Below are 16,246 nucleotides of genomic sequence, written 5' to 3'. Positions count from 1 at the left end.
ATATAAGGATAATCTATGCCCCTGTTACACCTGCTCCGCCAGAATCCGGTGATTGCCGCCGTTAAAGATAACGCCAGCCTACAGTTAGCCATTGATTCCGAATGTCAGTTCATCTCCGTGCTGTACGGGAACATTTGCACCATCAGCGCGATTGTGAAGAAAATAAAAAATGCGGGTAAATATGCGTTTATCCACGTTGATCTGCTGGAGGGGGCGTCAAATAAAGAGGTCGTGATCCAGTTTTTAAAATTGGTCACCGAAGCAGATGGCATCATCAGCACGAAAGCGGCAATGCTGAAAGCCGCCAGAGCGGAAGGTTTTTTCTGTATTCACCGTCTGTTTATCGTTGATTCCATTTCATTTCACAATATTGATAAGCAGGTCGCGCAGTCAAACCCGGACTGTATTGAGATCCTGCCGGGCTGTATGCCGAAAGTGTTGGGCTGGGTGACAGAGAAGATACGCCAGCCGCTGATTGCCGGGGGGCTGGTATGCGATGAAGAAGACGCCCGCAATGCGATGAAAGCCGGTGTGGCGGCGCTTTCCACCACCAATACCGATGTCTGGACGTTAGCGAAACACCTTAATTAAGCCGGGCAACGCCGGATGGCGACGATAAATCGTCTTATCCGGCCTACACGTAGGCCCGATAAGCATAGTGCCATCAGGCATTTTTGTAGCCTACACGTAGGCCTGATAAGCGTAGCGCCATCAGGCATTTTGTAGCCTACACGTAGGCCTGATAAGCGTAGCGCCATCAGGCATTTTTGCAGCGGACCAACTCTTCCAGCACCGGTAGCCAGTCATCGACAATCCCGACATCCGCCTGCGCAAAAACCGGCGCGCTGGCATCGTGGTTTATCGCCACAACAAAACGGCTCCGGCGTACTCCGGCCATCAACGCCGCCGCTCCTGACGCGCCAGCCACGATACAGACATCCGGCGACAGCAGATGCCCCGATATTCCAGTCACGCGATCGGCATCAAAACCGCCGTTCATCACCCGCGCACGGCTGTACCCTACCTCAGCATCAAGCGCCTGACCAAGCGCGGTAATCTTATCTGCATCCGCTTCACTTCCCCCTTGCCCAACCACCAGTACGCGCCCGGCACGTAACAAAGGATGGGTAGTGACGCTATTTACGCTTTCCACCTTATCCAGCCAGTCGGGGGGCGCCGTGGGGGTAATCAGATGTTCCGTCATCACAGGCAAGGAATGACCAGAAGCGCTCACCTCCGGCTGTCGCGCCAGCGACAGGCACAAAGGGCGCGCGGTAATTTGCAACGTTGCCGTCAGCGCATTCCCCCAGTGGGATTTTTTCACCAGGCCTTGTCGCACATCCACAGCCTGAACCTGACAGAGGCTGCCGCCATGCAGACGCCAGGCGAGTCGCGTCGCCAGTTCATCGCCCGGACTACCTGCCGGAAAGATCAGCATATCAACAGGTGTCCGCAGCCATTGCGCCGCCAGCGCATCCAGCACCTGCTCTGCAACATCCGGCACGGGATCGATAATCCAGCGCTCCAGTTCTGCGGTGCAAAGCGCATTCTCTGCGATCCAGCTCGCCATCGCCGCACACTCATGCGAGTCAGTAATGATGGCAATTTTCATGACGGCATCCTCTGGCGCAAATAATCCGCCCATAGCCTCCGGGCTTTTTCCTGCGCCGTCGCGCCGCTGATAATTGTTGCATGCCGCCGCTGCTCCGGCCTCTCCAGACGCAGGCACTGAACCGCTGATGTTGTCTCAACCACAACGTTCCGACGCTCGACGTCTGCTTTCGCCGCCACCAGACGCTGGCGCATCCCCGGTACGGGAAGCGCCACTTCACCACACTGCCTGACGGCGATGACGGCCGGGAACCGTACCCGACAACGCCGAAGCCCGGTCATCGTTCGCTGCTCAACCACAATAAAAGGAGGCTCAAGCGTAAAACGCTCCACCTGGGTAAAACAGGGCCACGCCAGCATTTCAGCAACCAGAAATGGCGTCTGACTGTTCTGACCCTCGCTACTCTGACAGCCCGTTATAATCAGATCCGCACCGTGATTACGCTGCCAGTCGGCAATGTTCCTGGCGATAAATTCGGGAGCAAACCGCAGGTCTGCCGTCGTCTCCAGCAACACCGGCGTCTCAAAACCCAGCGCGACAAAATAGCGTAACCAGTGGAGCGCCCGCTCATCGCCGATGCTTAACGCAGTCAACGTCATCTCACAGCCCCCATTGCGCTGAGCCAGCAGCAACGCTGCCGCCGCCTGTTCATCCGCACCTGGGGAGCAACGCAGCAAGGAGACATCCGGGCCGTGGGTATCCGCCGTCGCCGCCTGCCAGTCTTTCTCCGCCAACATACCGGGATCGGGCTCTGCCTTAAACGCTAACAGAATGTTCATTCACACCTCCCTGTCTTTTGTCCACACTCCCGGCAGCCACCAGCGGCAGCGCCTTGGTTTCCGGCGCCCACAGCCAGGTCACCACAAATCCGATGACTAATACCCCAGCCAGCAGTAATAGCGTAACCTGCATTCCCCACTGCGCCAGCGTCCAGGGCAACAAACTGGTGCTGATCGCCGCCCCTAATCGGCTCATTGCCGTGGCAAACCCGACGCCCAGGGAACGAATATCCGTCGGGAAGCTTTCCGCAGGCAGAACCCCCACCAGATTGCTGACGGCAGAAATGGTGGTACTGAACAACACAAACAGCAACAGCGTCAGGCTGCTTCCCGCCGGTAAACAAGCCATGACGACAAGCGTCGCGGCGAGCAGCATAAAACTGCCGAGCAGAAATTGGCGGTGCGCCAACAGGTGTGTTAACAACAGCCCCAGCAGCGCGCCAACAATCAGCAGCGCGTTAAGCATCAGGCTGGCGGTTAGCGCATTTTCAAGACCGATCGTTTGTGCAATGGTGGGAAGCCAGGTGTAAATCACAAACCACGGGATCACCAGGCAGACAAAGAACACGCTGTTAAACGCGGTTCTTCGCCAGTAATGCGTTGAAAATAGTGTTTTGATATGTCTGCCCGTCGGCGCCGCCACCTCATCGCCGAGCAGCACATGCGTGCCAAAATAGCGGTGCACAATCGCATACGCTTCTGTTATCCGCCCCTGACGCATCAGCCAGCGAGGCGACTCCGGCGTTCCCCAGCGTAAGAACGTAATGCACAGCGCGGGTAATGATGCCGATGCCAGCAGCCAGCGCCAGGCATCCGGCGTTTCCTGAATAAAATGATGCCCCACCAGGCTCGCCAAAACATAGCCGATAGTCCACACCACACTGAATGCGCCCAGTAATATTCCCCGATGGCGACGCGGCGCAAATTCAGCCAGCAATGTATGACCAACCGAGTAGTCACCGCCAAGGCCGATACCAATCAGAATGCGCAAGCCAATAAGCTGTTCCGGCGTTGTGGCAAAAAACTGTAGGAAAGAGGCGATGGTTATCAGCATAAAGCTGAAGGTAAAAATTTTCTGACGCCCGATATAATCAGATACCCATCCCAGGATCAGGCTACCGAGAAAAAGTCCAACCAGCGCCGAGCCGCCAATCATCCCTTCCATAAAAGGCGTCAGTTGCATGGCGGGGGTCAGTTGGATCATGGCATAGCCGACGACGCCTAATACATAGCCATCGGTCAAATGCGCGCCGAATGTCAGCGCAGCAATGCGGCAATGAAAACCATTCAGCGGTAAATCATCCATTCGCACCGGTGAAGTGTTCATCGTAGCCCCTTCATTGTCCGGTAAAGTCGCGGCTTCCCGGTTGAGAAGCCGTTTATACGCTTCGCCCTTTAAGCTGCCTGATGCAGCTTAAAGGATTTTGCGTATAACTCTCTATTTTTCAATCGGGTAGATCGTGCCTGTATTCATAATACCGTTTGGATCAAACTGGCGCTTGAGACCTTCCAGCAGCGGCCAGGCGCTACCGTGTTCCAGCTTGCTCCAGTGAACGCGGTGCTTACCAATGCCGTGGTGATGCACCATTGAGCCGCCAAGACGGATCGTCTCTTCGCAGATGATCTTGTTGAGCGGGTTATGGTACTTATCAATCTCCTCTTCCGGCTTGCAGTCCACCACGTTGTAGTCGTACACAAAATACATGTTGGTGCCGTTGATATAGCTGTGAGAAGAGTGGCCGCCCAGCATGGTGATATCGTCCGCATGCGGGAACTCGGTACGGATACGGTTGATCACGCTTTCGTAGATTTGATGGATGCAGCTCCAGCAACCGGATACTTCCGTCGTAAAGCCCATATTGCCGGTTTTCAGGATCTGTACGCGTTCGGCAGCCACTTTTTCCGGCCCCCAGTTCAAATGGTTGAACCAGTTTTCGATAAGTTTGCTGTCCACCCGCTGGCACTGCGGGTAGCGCGCCACGATCTCCGCAATCCCTTCTCCGGTGGCTTGCGCCAGTCGCGGATTGCCTTCAGCCATAAAAATCAGCACACATTTGCCGTCGGCAAAATGCGTGAAGTGCTGGGTTCCATCTTCGGCGTCGTACAGGCGCGCAATGGAGGGGCGATAGCCTTCCACCATGACTTCACGCAGGATGTCGAAACCGGTTTTCATGTCGTCCAGCACATAGCCGTAGTAGAGGTTGTTTTCAGGCGTGAACTTAAAGATTTTCACTGTGACTTCAGTGATGTAGCACAGCGCGCCTTCGTTCCCAATGATGATATGGCGGATATCCGGCCCGGCCGCCCGGCGAGGCACGTTTTTGATGCGGGTAATGGTTCCGTCCGCCAGTACGGCTTCCAGCCCCACCACCATATCTTCAATCGCGCCGTACAGCGTGGAGAACTGGCCGATACTGCGGGTGGCGACCAGACCGCCCATCTGCGCCAGCGGCTTAGACTGCGGCGAGTGCCCGGTGGTATAGCCTTTTTCACGCAGCGCGTTTTCCAGAATCTCAAGCGGTACGCCACATTGCGCGGTTGCCTGCATGTTTTCGATATCAATACTCAGGATTTGATTCATCCCTGCGCCGTCCAGCACCACAGAATCTTTGACGACAGTTTCCAGACCGCCTTCCGTCGCAGATGCGCCGGTACGCGGCACGCCATTGATTTTATGCTGATTCATGAATGCCAGAACGCGAGAGACCTGCTCCGTCGAACCGAGCTTAACCACGGCCGCCGGAATGGGCAGCGTGTAAACGCCGTGAATATCCGCATATTTGCGAAAACGGTCAATACTGTTTTTCTTTAATACGGTTTCATCCGTAATAACACGCCCGGAACCCACAATTTCTTTTAACTGGTCAACAATCGCTTCACGGGATAATGACATAATAAATCCTTCCTGATAGTCAATGCAGAATAAAATAAAAACCAGAAACCACCGATATTAAAATTAACGCACCAGATAACCGCCATCGACAACCAAAAGATGACCATTAACATAATTTGATGCCTGGCTGGCGAGGAATATCGCCGACCCCATAAGATCCTGAGTATCACCCCAACGATTGGCCGGAATATGATCCAGTACACGCTGATTAGTTTCCGGGTTACTGCGGGTTGCCAGCGTAATATCAGTGGCATAATAACCCGGCGCAATACCGTTAACCTGAATATTATATTGCCCAAGTTCATCGCAATATGCTTTGGTAAAACCAGCAAGCGCATGCTTGGTTGCTGAATAAGCCGGAGACCACTGCCCGCCAAGATAAGAGAACAAAGAGCAGATATTAATAATTTTCCCGCTATTTTGTGGGATCATAATTTTTGCCGCTTCATAGCTCAGCTCAAACGCCGCGGTCAGGTTGACATCAATCATCGGGTCCCAGTCCGCGCGGCCAAAGTCCAGAACCTTATTCAGCTTACAGATCCCGGCGTTGTTCACCAGAATATCTACCGTGCCAAAACGCTCGCAGCAGGCGGCAATAATCTTCTGCGGCGCGCCTTTCTCGGTGATGTCCACTTGCATGAACGCCACTTCAACACCCTGGGCTTCAATGAGTTCTTTCGTTTCACCGTTATCCTTTACGAAGCTGGGAATAAAAAGGTTGGCTCCGGCTTTCGCCAGCGCCATTGCGAAAGCCTGACCCAGACCACTGTTCCCGCCCGTTACAATTGCCGTTTTCCCTTTCAGGGAGAAAAAATCCATTGAGAATGCATTGAGAGATTCGATCGACATAGTTGGCTCCAAATTCCTTCAGGCAAAAAAAAAGAAAGGTAACTTCCCCCGCGAGAGGGAAGTTACCTTTCTCATTATCTCTGGTAACTGGCGTAAATTTTTAGCACAACCTCCAGACATCTAATGTGATCGTAATCACAGATGAACCGTTCGCTTTGTAATTATGGTAAAAAACAAGAAGCGTGATTATTCTCACACTATAAGCTGCCCTTCCATGCTATTTCTAACGCAATTACTAGAGACCTGAGAAAAGTAATCCTCCTGAAAAGGCGGCTTACTTTTCTCTTTTTTTTGTCCATTACAAATGGGAATTCGATATGCAACACAACTCATATCGCCGCTGGATAACCCTCGCCATTATTAGTTTTAGCGGTGGCGTCAGTTTTGATCTGGCTTATTTACGCTATATATATCAAATTCCCATGGCAAAATTTATGGGATTTAGCAATACCGAAATAGGGCTAATAATGAGTACCTTTGGTGTTGCTGCTATTATTCTTTATGCGCCCAGCGGAATCATCGCCGATAAGTTTTCCCATCGCAAAATGATTACCTCCGCAATGATTATTACCGGACTCCTCGGTCTGGTCATGGCGACGTATCCACCGCTATGGGTCATGCTGTGCATTCAGGTCGCGTTCGCGATTACGACAATCCTGATGCTGTGGTCCGTATCCATTAAAGCCGCGTCGCTGCTTGGCGATCACAGTGAACAAGGCAAAATTATGGGCTGGATGGAAGGGCTGCGCGGCGTCGGCGTGATGTCGCTGGCAGTGTTTACCATGTGGGTCTTTTCTCGCTTCGCGCCGGATGACAGCAACAGCCTGAAAACGGTGATTCTGATTTACAGCGTGGTCTATATCCTGCTGGGTATCCTGTGCTGGTTCTTCGTCAGCGATGGTCATCATCACAGCAGCGCGGCAAAAGAAGAGAAAAAATCATTCCAGCTCAGCGATATTCTGGCCGTGTTACGCATCAGCACCACCTGGTATTGCAGCATGGTCATCTTCGGTGTCTTTACGATCTATGCCATCCTCAGCTACTCCACCAACTACCTGACCGAAATGTATGGCATGTCGCTGGTCGCCGCGAGTTACATGGGCATTGTGATCAACAAAATTTTCCGCGCTATCTGTGGCCCGCTGGGCGGCATCATTACCACTTACAGCAAAATTAAATCGCCGACGCGCGTCATTCAGCTTCTCTCCATTGTCGGAGCCGTCGCGCTTATTGCGCTGCTGGTCACCAACTCAAATCCACAGTCTGTCGTGATGGGGATCGGCCTGATTCTGCTGTTGGGCTTCACCTGCTACGCCTCACGCGGGCTTTACTGGGCCTGCCCTGGTGAAGCCAGAACGCCGTCTTACATCATGGGAACGACGGTAGGTATCTGCTCGGTTATCGGTTTTCTACCCGACGTTTTTGTTTATCCGATCGTAGGCCACTGGCAGGACACGCTCCCGGCAGCGGAAGCCTATCGCAACATGTGGCTGATGGGACTGGCGGCGCTGTGTATGGTGATTCTGTTTACCTTTTTGCTCTTTCGCAAAATTCGTACCGCTAACGCCACACCGGAAAAGATGACATCGCTGGCCGCAGAAACCTCCGGCGAGTGAAGAGAGAAAATTAAGGAGAATGACAATGTCGAAGAAATACATCATTGGAATTGATGGCGGAAGTCAGAGTACGAAGGTCGTGATGTACGATCTCGAAGGGAATGTGGTGTGCGAAGGGAAAGGATTGTTACAGCCCATGTATACACCCGATGCCAATACGGCAGAACATCCTGATGATGATTTATGGACGTCTTTATGCTCCGCAGGGCAAGACCTGATGAGTCAGTTTTCGGGTGACAGAAAAGACATTGCTGGAATCGGTCTGGGTTCCATCCGTTGCTGTCGCGCATTATTAAAAGCAGACGGCACGCCCGCAGCTCCGCTGATTAGCTGGCAGGACGCGCGCGTAACCCGTCCCTACGAGCATACCAACCCCGATGTGGCTTATGTCACCTCATTTTCAGGTTATCTGTCGCATCGCTTAACCGGTGAGTTTAAAGACAATATCGCCAACTACTTTGGGCAGTGGCCGGTGGATTACAACACCTGGGCGTGGAGCGATGACGATGAGGTGATGAAGAAGTTCAACATTCCGCGCAGGATGCTGTTTGACGTCCAGATGCCGGGAAGCGTGCTCGGTCATCTGACTGAAGCCGCCGCCCTGGCAACGGGTTTCCCTGTCGGCTTGCCCGTGGTCTGCACCACCAGCGACAAACCAGTGGAAGCACTGGGCGCAGGATTGCTGGACGATGAAACCGCAGTTGTCTCATTAGGCACCTATATCGCCCTGATGATGAACGGCAAAGCGCTCCCCAAAGATCCGGTCGCTTACTGGCCGATTATGTCTTCTATTCCCGAAACCCTGCTCTATGAAGGCTACGGTATTCGTAAAGGCATGTGGACGGTCAGCTGGCTGCGGGATATGTTGGGCGAATCACTGATTCAGGACGCCAAAGCACAGGGGCTGTCGCCGGAAGATTTACTCAATAAGAAAGCGGCCGGCGTACCGCCTGGCTGTAACGGTTTAATGACGGTTCTCGACTGGCTGACCAATCCCTGGGAACCGTTCAAGCGAGGAATCATGATCGGCTTTGATTCCAGCATGGATTACGCATGGATTTACCGTTCTATTCTGGAGAGCGTTGCGCTGACGCTGAAAAACAACTACGACAATATGTGCAATGAAATGAACCACTTTGCTAAACATGTGATCATCACCGGGGGTGGTTCGAATAGCGACCTGTTTATGCAAATCTTTGCCGATGTGTTCAATCTCCCCGCCAGACGCAATGTGATAAATGGTTGCGCGAGTCTGGGAGCGGCAATTAACACGGCCATAGGGCTTGGTCTGTACCCGAACTATGAGACCGCGGTTGAAAAAATGGTGCGGGTAAAAGATGTGTTTATGCCGATAGAGAGCAATGCCAGACGCTATGACGCGCTGAATAAAGGGATTTTCTGCGACTTAACGCAATACACCGATGTGATTTTGAAAAAGTCGTATGAAGTACTGCATGGCAATCTGGATAACGTCGATTCGATTCAAAGCTGGTCGAACGCGTAGTATTCCTTATCTCGCGTCTTATCCGGCCTGTAAATGAACGGGCGAACGTGCCGGATGGCGACGCGTTGCGTCTTATCCGGCCTACAAATGAGTATGACCGTAGGCCGGGCAAGCGAAGCGCCCCCGGCAAGCGCGCTAACGATTTTTTATCACGCAATATTCAGATATTTGTGCGTCTGCATTGATAAGCGCCAGTTACGCGCGATACAGGTTTCAATGCACAGACGCGTCGCGTCTTCTTTCTGGCTGATTGGCTGCAAGGCAATGATTCGCGGCTTATCGTCGCTCAGCGTCGCCAATAGCTCATCCAGTGCTTCAATATCACGGACGCGACCAACAGGGTGCTTGATTTCATTCGCACGCTCCAGCGCCTGCGACAGGACATCATAGCCACCGCGCATATTCACCTTCGGCGAGACCGTCACCCAGGTATTGGGCGTACAGCGCACCTCGTGGGTACCGCTGGTTTCAATCTGACAGCTGAATCCATTCTTCTCGAGTAAATCAGTCAATGGCATCAGGTCATGGATGCATGGCTCACCGCCGGTGATCACGGCATGACGCGCGGTATACCCCTGTCGGTTTATCACCGCCAGCAGGTCTTCGCTACTTGCCGCGCCCCACTTGTCGCTCTCTTTGGTCTTCGCCAGGATGCTGTACAACGACACTTCCCGATCTTCAAGCTTATCCCAGGTGTGTTTGGTATCGCACCAGGCACAGCCAACCGGGCATCCCTGTAAACGAATAAAAATGGCGGGGACGCCGGTAAAGTAACCCTCACCTTGCAGGGTCTGGAATATCTCGTTAATCGGGTACTGCATAGCATTCTCTGTTAAGGGGATAATCAGTAATTATCGCAGAAAACCTCGCTAAGGTCATGCACAGCAGCTGTTTAAGGTGAGATTCCGCTGTTCCCCACAAAGCATATATCGAGCTTAGTTTCTCTACCGCTTACCCATTAGTTTAATCTGAACCTTGATGCCCCAAACCAGATTGATAAAGAAAGAGTTAAAGAAAACTGAAATCAAGGCTAAGGTGAGACAACAAAGTATATAAATTATAAATATCTCATTGTTGCAGGGAAAAGTATAGAGAAAAACAACGTACCACTAAACCAGTCACTTACAGCCCTCGCAACTTGATATAAATTCTCCATATCTTAAAGTAGCCTTTATGAAATCGACAGGTTAATTCAATGACAAAAAACGACAAACCGAATATTAAAAAGAAAGACCATAATTCACTGAAGTCCTTTTGTGCAATTGAAAAGGCAAAGAGTAATAAAATCGAAACCATGATAATATCAACTCTGATAACACTTGCATCTTTTAGCCAATAAGCTTTCTGCAAACTTATTTTATTTTCATTAGCAAAACGAATAAGTTTCTGTGCTTTATATTCACTTAAACCCGCAAGTTTAATACTTTCAGTTAAAGACTTATCATTCTGATCATATGTTTTGAAGATCATTTCCTTATTCCCTCAATTCAGCCCAGTTAGTACTTTCCCCACCAAGAAGTTGATAAATGGTGAATCCACTAACTGCATCACCGGCTAACTCACTCGCGCTTCCAACAGCTCCCAGGGTTCTCCAGCTGCGAATATAATCTTCCTGTATATAGCGGAATAATTTCCACGAATCTGTTCTCAACGTCAGCGTTGAGGCTGAACCGAAAGAAAGAACAAGATCTCCCGTTGAAAAAGCAATATCACCATCCTTTTCATCCCCGCCCAAAAGCTTTGTTGCCTGACGGTAGGCATACCGCAAAGGCATTTTCCTGGGGTCTTCATGATATAATAAATAATAACCATTTTCCCAAATATTCTCGCTTCCCTGCATCATTAAAGGAACTCCATAACTTTTACATGCAGCGCCAAGGGTTGCTTTACATAAACCAAAACCACCGATAACTTGCATTGTCCCACTAACAAATCCAACTCGTTTTAATGTTATGGTAAGTGTAGAATGCCTTTCTCTTTCACGCTCAGCTATTGCATATAATTTAATACTCCCCATTTTTAATTGCATATAATATTTAGTTAAAGACATATGGTATTCACGTAATCCATCCATCGCCCTGCCAAAATCTAATTTTCCATACCGATATTCATCAAGGCAATATGATGTAACTCTACGTTCCTCGATCATATATTTTGAACGCATAGCCGGATCATGAAGATATTGAAAACCGATATCATAGACAAGTCGGTCAATCTTTTCTTTTTCGCGCTGTAAATTCATTAATCCATAACTACTCAAAATAACCTCCTGTTATTTTCCGATCAACTTAACTTGAATTTTAATACTCCGAATTAAATTTATGACAAAGGGTGTAAAGAAGAGTGAAACGAGAGCTACAGCAATACAGAAGAGAACGTTTACTATAAAGTACTCAATTCCCTCAGAAAGTGAGGCAAAAATGACTGCCAATAGTAAAGCTCCACTCCAGGCATAATATTTCCATGCATACAAAAAAAATGCCCGACCCAAGCTGATATGTTTCCTTTTTGCCAGCTTAATCAGGATAGTAGCATCCTTTTTTTTCATGCCCGTTTTCGCCAGTATGTCTTCCAATTTATTATCCATTCAATATTTCTATTATTTATTAATGATAAATATAAAAAATACATATTAGTAAATAGTCACACCATTAAATTACTCTCTGTAAAATAATAACAAAGTGACAAAGATCAAATCGATCATTAAAATTTTCAAATAAGAATATATTACAGACATAAAAAAACCCGCCGGAGCGGGTTTTTTACGTTAAGAGTGAAGAGCAGGATTACGCCTGACCTTTGATCTCTTTACGACCGTTGTACGGAGCTTTTTCGCCCAGCGCTTCTTCGATACGAATCAGCTGGTTGTATTTAGCAACACGGTCAGAACGGCTCATAGAACCGGTTTTGATCTGGCCTGCCGCAGTACCAACAGCCAGGTCAGCGATGGTCGCGTCTTCAGTTTCGCCAGAACGGTGAGAGATAACGGCAGTGTAGCCAGCGTCTTTCGCCATCTTGATAGCAGCCAGCGTTTCGGTCAGAGAACCGATCTGGTTGAATTTGATCAGGATGGAGTTAACGATGCCTTTGTCGATACCTTCTTTCAGGATCTTGGTGTTGGTTACGAACAGGTCGTCACCAACCAGCTGGATTTTGTCGCCCAGCACTTTGGTCTGGTATGCGAAACCGTCCCAGTCAGACTCGTCCAGACCGTCTTCGATGGAAACGATCGGGTACTGTTTGGTCAGGTCTTCCAGGAAGTGAGTGAATTCTTCAGAGGTGAATGCTTTGTTGCCTTCGCCAGCCAGAACGTATTTGCCGTCTTTGTAGAATTCAGATGCTGCGCAGTCCATCGCCAGAGTGATGTCTTTGCCCAGCTCGTAGCCAGCAGCTTTAACCGCTTCAGCGATAACAGCCAGTGCTTCAGCGTTGGAGCCCAGGTTCGGCGCATAGCCGCCTTCGTCACCAACAGCAGTGTTCATACCTTTAGCTTTCAGAACTTTAGCCAGGTTGTGGAACACTTCAGAACCCATACGCACTGCTTCTTTCAGGGTTTTAGCGCCAACCGGCTGAATCATGAATTCCTGGATATCAACGTTGTTGTCAGCGTGCTCGCCGCCGTTGATGATGTTCATCATCGGAACCGGCATGGAGTATTTGCCCGGGGTGCCGTTCAGTTCAGCGATGTGCTCGTACAGCGGCTGACCTTTAGAGGCCGCAGCGGCTTTGGCGTTAGCCAGAGACACAGCCAGGATCGCGTTCGCACCGAAGTTAGATTTGTTTTCAGTACCGTCCAGGTCGATCATGATTTTATCAATGCCAGCCTGATCTTTGGCGTCTTTGCCAAGGATTGCCTGAGCGATCGGGCCGTTAACCGCTGCAACAGCTTTGGTTACGCCTTTACCCAGGAAACGGGATTTGTCGCCATCGCGCAGTTCCAGCGCTTCGCGGGAACCCGTAGAAGCACCTGACGGAGCGGCTGCCATACCAACGAAACCACCTTCCAGGTGTACTTCGGCTTCAACAGTCGGGTTACCACGGGAGTCGATGATTTCACGACCGATGACTTTAACGATTTTGGACATTAGGTTTTCCTCAGTACAAGTTAAACTAAAACTCCAGACAAACAACGCGTACCTTTGGTACGCGTTGCCGTTCTAACTTTTTTTACTTCTTACTTCGCCTGACGCTTCTGATAGTCGCTGGCGGCTTTCACAAAGCCTGCAAACAGCGGATGCCCGTCACGCGGCGTTGAAGTAAATTCCGGGTGGAATTGACAGGCAACGAACCACGGATGGTTCGGCACTTCGATGATCTCGACCAACTGATCATCCCCGGAACGGCCCGCAATACGCAGACCCGCAGCTTCAATTTGGTTCAACAACATGTTGTTGACTTCATAGCGGTGACGATGGCGCTCAGTGATTGTCGGCGTACCGTACATCTGGCGAACCAGGCTCTCATCGGAAAGCTGACACATCTGCGCGCCAAGACGCATGGTGCCACCCAGATCGCTCTTCTCCGTACGGACTTCAACGTTGCCGTTCTCGTCACGCCACTCGGTAATCAGCGCCACAACAGGGTACTTACAGTCTGGCACAAATTCCGTTGAGTTGGCGTTTTCCATACCCGCTACGTTGCGCGCAAATTCAATCAGCGCAACCTGCATACCCAGGCAAATACCCAGATAAGGAATATTGTTCTCACGCGCATAACGCGCCGTCGCGACCTTACCTTCAACGCCACGGTAGCCGAAGCCGCCAGGGATCAGGATAGCGTCTAAATCTTTCAGAATTTCGACGCCGCGCGTTTCAACATCCTGCGAATCGATCAGCTTGATGTTGACGGTGACACGGTTCTTCAGGCCACCGTGTTTCAGCGCTTCAATCACCGACTTATAGGCATCCGGCAGTTCAATGTACTTGCCGACCATACCGATAGTCACTTCGCCCGCCGGGTTCGCTTCTTCGTAGATAACCTGTTCCCATTCGGCCAGGTTCGCTTCCGGGCAGTCTAAGCTGAATCGTTTACAAATATAATCGTCCAGGCCCTGAGATTTCAACATGCCCGGAATTTTATAAATAGAATCGACGTCTTTCAGAGAAATAACGGCCTTTTCAGCAACGTTACAGAACAATGCAATCTTCGCACGTTCATTGGCCGGAACGGCGCGATCGGAACGGCAGATCAGAATATCCGGCTGGATACCGATGGAGAGCAGTTCTTTAACAGAGTGCTGCGTCGGTTTCGTTTTGACTTCGCCTGCCGCGGCCATGTACGGCACCAGCGTCAGGTGCATAAACAGCGCGTGCTCACGACCGATATCAACCGCCAGTTGACGAATCGCTTCCAGGAACGGCAGGGACTCGATATCACCGACAGTACCGCCGATTTCGACCAGCACCACGTCGTGGCCTTCGCCGCCTTCGATGATGCGCTCTTTAATCGCATTGGTGATGTGCGGGATAACCTGTACGGTTGCGCCCAGATAGTCGCCACGGCGTTCTTTACGCAGAACGTCGGAGTAAATACGGCCCGTGGTGAAGTTGTTGCGGCGGCTCATCTTGGTGCGAATGAAGCGCTCATAGTGACCCAGGTCCAGATCGGTTTCGGCGCCGTCTTCAGTAACGAACACTTCCCCGTGTTGGATTGGACTCATAGTACCGGGATCGACGTTGATGTACGGATCCAGTTTCATGATGGTCACGTTGAGGCCACGGGCTTCAAGAATGGCTGCGAGGGAGGCTGCGGCAATGCCTTTACCCAGAGAGGATACGACCCCGCCGGTCACAAAAATATAGTTCGTTGTCATGCTGAACCTGAGAAGTTAGGTTTAAAAGACGATGGAATAACCAGGACGGGAAAGCAGTATACCCGAACATGGCGTACGCCACAAACTTTCATTATCCCCTCTCCTTCGTTCTTCAAGCCGCACCAGTGTTAGCTTCCTTCACTCCCCCCAGTCACATCGCATTTCTATGTTCCTGGAGATTCTTTCAGTCGCCGCCTTGTTGCGACTCGAATAACTCGAAGAGGCAGTACACAAGGTGTTTCATCAACATAACGGGAAGAGAAAATAGCCCCTTTGGGGTAAATGTTTTTGACGTAAATCAAGAGCTTGTTATTTAAAAAATCACACAAAACGCCCTTGACTGCCTAAATTCGTTAGAGATCAATTTCCTGGCGTTTTACCTGCTGCCAGACTTCTTCCATTGTTTCCAGATCAACTCCCGTCATTTCCAGGCCTCGCGCCGCAACAATCCGCTCAACTTCACGAAAACGCCGTTCGAACTTTTCATTGGCTTTTTGTAACGCGGTCTCTGCTTTTGTCCCTAAATGACGCGCCATATTGACGGTGGCAAAGAGCAGGTCGCCCATTTCCTCCTCCAGTTTAGCCTGGTCTACGACAGCCTGCCGCGCCTCGAACATGACCTCGTCGATCTCTTCATACACCTTATCGACAACCGGCCCTAACGTCGTCCAGTCAAAGCCGACGTTCGAACAGCGCTTCTGGATTTTTTGCGCGCGCATTAACGCCGGTAAGCTGCGGGGAATATCATCCAGCGCCGAATGCTGCGCTTTCTGCGCGCGCTCTTCGGTTTTGATTTGCTCCCAGCGGGCTAATACCTCGGTACTGTTGTGAGCGGCAACGTCCGCAAAGACATGCGGATGGCGGCGCTCCAGTTTATCGCTGATGGCAGCGCAAATATCATTAAAGTCAAAGCGCCCTTCTTCCTGCGCCATCTGCGCATAAAACACGACCTGAAACAGCAGATCGCCCAGCTCTCCGCGCAGGTCGTCAAAGTCCTCACGGGCAATGGCGTCGAGCACTTCATAGGTTTCTTCAAGGGTATACGGCGCAATGGTGGCAAACGTCTGCTCTTTGTCCCACGGGCAGCCGTTTTCCGGGTCGCGCAAGCGTTGCATGATGCCAAGCAGGCGATCGATTTGATTCATTGGAATATCCTGAAAATTGTCACCAACGTAGGCCGG

General features: G+C 50.8%; 15 protein-coding genes. 3 read left to right on the top strand and 12 right to left on the bottom strand.

The features are described from left to right. The first annotated feature begins 15 nt into the window (after positions 1-15). Complete coding sequence (locus FD428_RS04560) at positions 16-591, top strand: glycerol-3-phosphate responsive antiterminator (protein ID WP_012134878.1); 576 nt, start codon at positions 16-18, stop codon at positions 589-591. 166 nt (positions 592-757) lie between these two features. Here the strand turns inward: FD428_RS04560 and FD428_RS04555 are convergent, their stop codons facing one another. From FD428_RS04555 to FD428_RS04535, 5 genes are all read right to left on the bottom strand, one after another. Next, complete coding sequence (locus FD428_RS04555; protein ID WP_114848673.1) at positions 758-1,612, bottom strand: electron transfer flavoprotein subunit alpha/FixB family protein; 855 nt, start codon at positions 1,610-1,612, stop codon at positions 758-760. Next, a complete protein-coding gene (locus FD428_RS04550; RefSeq protein ID WP_114848674.1) occupies positions 1,609-2,391 on the bottom strand; it encodes an electron transfer flavoprotein subunit beta/FixA family protein in 783 nt (260 codons plus the stop codon). The genes FD428_RS04555 and FD428_RS04550 overlap by 4 nt, the downstream gene beginning before the upstream one ends. Further along, entirely contained in the window at positions 2,369-3,718 is a 1,350-nt protein-coding gene (locus FD428_RS04545) for an MFS transporter (protein ID WP_114848675.1), read from the bottom strand. The genes FD428_RS04550 and FD428_RS04545 overlap by 23 nt, the downstream gene beginning before the upstream one ends. Before the next feature lie 111 nt (positions 3,719-3,829). Then, a complete protein-coding gene (locus FD428_RS04540) occupies positions 3,830-5,284 on the bottom strand; it encodes an FAD-binding oxidoreductase (protein WP_012134883.1) in 1,455 nt (484 codons plus the stop codon). A gap of 63 nt (positions 5,285-5,347) precedes the next feature. Further along, positions 5,348-6,133 carry an SDR family oxidoreductase gene (locus tag FD428_RS04535; protein ID WP_104868255.1) on the bottom strand — a complete coding sequence of 262 codons (786 nt, stop codon included), beginning with the start codon at positions 6,131-6,133 and terminating at the stop codon, positions 5,348-5,350. Positions 6,134-6,450: 317 nt separating this feature from the next. On the opposite strand from FD428_RS04535, the gene FD428_RS04530 reads away from it, so the two are divergent. Both FD428_RS04530 and FD428_RS04525 read left to right on the top strand, forming a co-directional pair. Next, positions 6,451-7,749 carry a nitrate/nitrite transporter gene (locus tag FD428_RS04530; RefSeq protein WP_114848676.1) on the top strand — a complete coding sequence of 433 codons (1,299 nt, stop codon included), beginning with the start codon at positions 6,451-6,453 and terminating at the stop codon, positions 7,747-7,749. A 25-nt stretch (positions 7,750-7,774) separates the two neighbouring features. Then, positions 7,775-9,253, top strand: coding sequence for an FGGY-family carbohydrate kinase (locus FD428_RS04525; protein WP_114848677.1), 1,479 nt, complete (start codon positions 7,775-7,777; stop codon positions 9,251-9,253). Between the two features lie 149 nt (positions 9,254-9,402). Here FD428_RS04525 and queE read toward each other — a convergent pair whose 3' ends face one another. From queE to mazG, 7 genes are all read right to left on the bottom strand, one after another. Continuing rightward, positions 9,403-10,074: a 7-carboxy-7-deazaguanine synthase QueE gene (queE, locus tag FD428_RS04520; protein WP_114848678.1), complete on the bottom strand. Its 672-nt coding sequence runs from the start codon at positions 10,072-10,074 to the stop codon at positions 9,403-9,405. Positions 10,075-10,375: 301 nt separating this feature from the next. Beyond that, positions 10,376-10,723: a hypothetical protein gene (locus FD428_RS04515; protein WP_114848679.1), complete on the bottom strand. Its 348-nt coding sequence runs from the start codon at positions 10,721-10,723 to the stop codon at positions 10,376-10,378. 4 nt (positions 10,724-10,727) lie between these two features. Then, the gene (locus FD428_RS04510) at positions 10,728-11,513 is read right to left on the bottom strand and encodes a DUF4225 domain-containing protein (protein ID WP_114848680.1); all 786 of its coding nucleotides are present in this window, start codon (positions 11,511-11,513) and stop codon (positions 10,728-10,730) included. Positions 11,514-11,525: 12 nt separating this feature from the next. Then, complete coding sequence (locus FD428_RS04505) at positions 11,526-11,840, bottom strand: hypothetical protein (RefSeq protein WP_114848681.1); 315 nt, start codon at positions 11,838-11,840, stop codon at positions 11,526-11,528. 199 nt (positions 11,841-12,039) lie between these two features. After that, a complete protein-coding gene (gene eno / locus FD428_RS04500; protein ID WP_012134889.1) occupies positions 12,040-13,338 on the bottom strand; it encodes a phosphopyruvate hydratase in 1,299 nt (432 codons plus the stop codon). Between the two features lie 89 nt (positions 13,339-13,427). Beyond that, positions 13,428-15,065, bottom strand: a complete 1,638-nt coding sequence (gene pyrG, locus FD428_RS04495; RefSeq protein WP_047461602.1) for a glutamine hydrolyzing CTP synthase — start codon at positions 15,063-15,065, stop codon at positions 13,428-13,430. A gap of 353 nt (positions 15,066-15,418) precedes the next feature. Then, positions 15,419-16,210, bottom strand: coding sequence for a nucleoside triphosphate pyrophosphohydrolase (mazG, locus tag FD428_RS04490; RefSeq protein ID WP_012134891.1), 792 nt, complete (start codon positions 16,208-16,210; stop codon positions 15,419-15,421). Positions 16,211-16,246: the final 36 nt, after the last annotated feature.

It is taken from the genome of Citrobacter sp. TBCP-5362 (assembly GCF_005406305.1).
GTDB classification, from domain to species: domain Bacteria; phylum Pseudomonadota; class Gammaproteobacteria; order Enterobacterales; family Enterobacteriaceae; genus Citrobacter_B; species Citrobacter_B koseri.
The sequence above is the reverse complement of the archived record's forward strand: the minus strand, read 5'-3'. Positions and strand labels throughout refer to the sequence as shown.

Excerpts from the sequence above, each read along its gene's own strand:
- FD428_RS04560 (WP_012134878.1), top strand. The coding sequence starts at position 16 with ATGCCCCTGTTACACCTGCTCCGCCAGAATCCGGTGATTGCCGCCGTT.
- FD428_RS04555 (WP_114848673.1), bottom strand. The coding sequence starts at position 1,612 with ATGAAAATTGCCATCATTACTGACTCGCATGAGTGTGCGGCGATGGCG.
- FD428_RS04550 (WP_114848674.1), bottom strand. The coding sequence starts at position 2,391 with ATGAACATTCTGTTAGCGTTTAAGGCAGAGCCCGATCCCGGTATGTTG.
- FD428_RS04545 (WP_114848675.1), bottom strand. The coding sequence starts at position 3,718 with ATGAACACTTCACCGGTGCGAATGGATGATTTACCGCTGAATGGTTTT.
- FD428_RS04540 (WP_012134883.1), bottom strand. The coding sequence starts at position 5,284 with ATGTCATTATCCCGTGAAGCGATTGTTGACCAGTTAAAAGAAATTGTG.
- FD428_RS04535 (WP_104868255.1), bottom strand. The coding sequence starts at position 6,133 with ATGTCGATCGAATCTCTCAATGCATTCTCAATGGATTTTTTCTCCCTG.
- FD428_RS04530 (WP_114848676.1), top strand. The coding sequence starts at position 6,451 with ATGCAACACAACTCATATCGCCGCTGGATAACCCTCGCCATTATTAGT.
- FD428_RS04525 (WP_114848677.1), top strand. The coding sequence starts at position 7,775 with ATGTCGAAGAAATACATCATTGGAATTGATGGCGGAAGTCAGAGTACG.
- queE (WP_114848678.1), bottom strand. The coding sequence starts at position 10,074 with ATGCAGTACCCGATTAACGAGATATTCCAGACCCTGCAAGGTGAGGGT.
- FD428_RS04515 (WP_114848679.1), bottom strand. The coding sequence starts at position 10,723 with ATGATCTTCAAAACATATGATCAGAATGATAAGTCTTTAACTGAAAGT.
- FD428_RS04505 (WP_114848681.1), bottom strand. The coding sequence starts at position 11,840 with ATGGATAATAAATTGGAAGACATACTGGCGAAAACGGGCATGAAAAAA.
- eno (WP_012134889.1), bottom strand. The coding sequence starts at position 13,338 with ATGTCCAAAATCGTTAAAGTCATCGGTCGTGAAATCATCGACTCCCGT.
- pyrG (WP_047461602.1), bottom strand. The coding sequence starts at position 15,065 with ATGACAACGAACTATATTTTTGTGACCGGCGGGGTCGTATCCTCTCTG.
- mazG (WP_012134891.1), bottom strand. The coding sequence starts at position 16,210 with ATGAATCAAATCGATCGCCTGCTTGGCATCATGCAACGCTTGCGCGAC.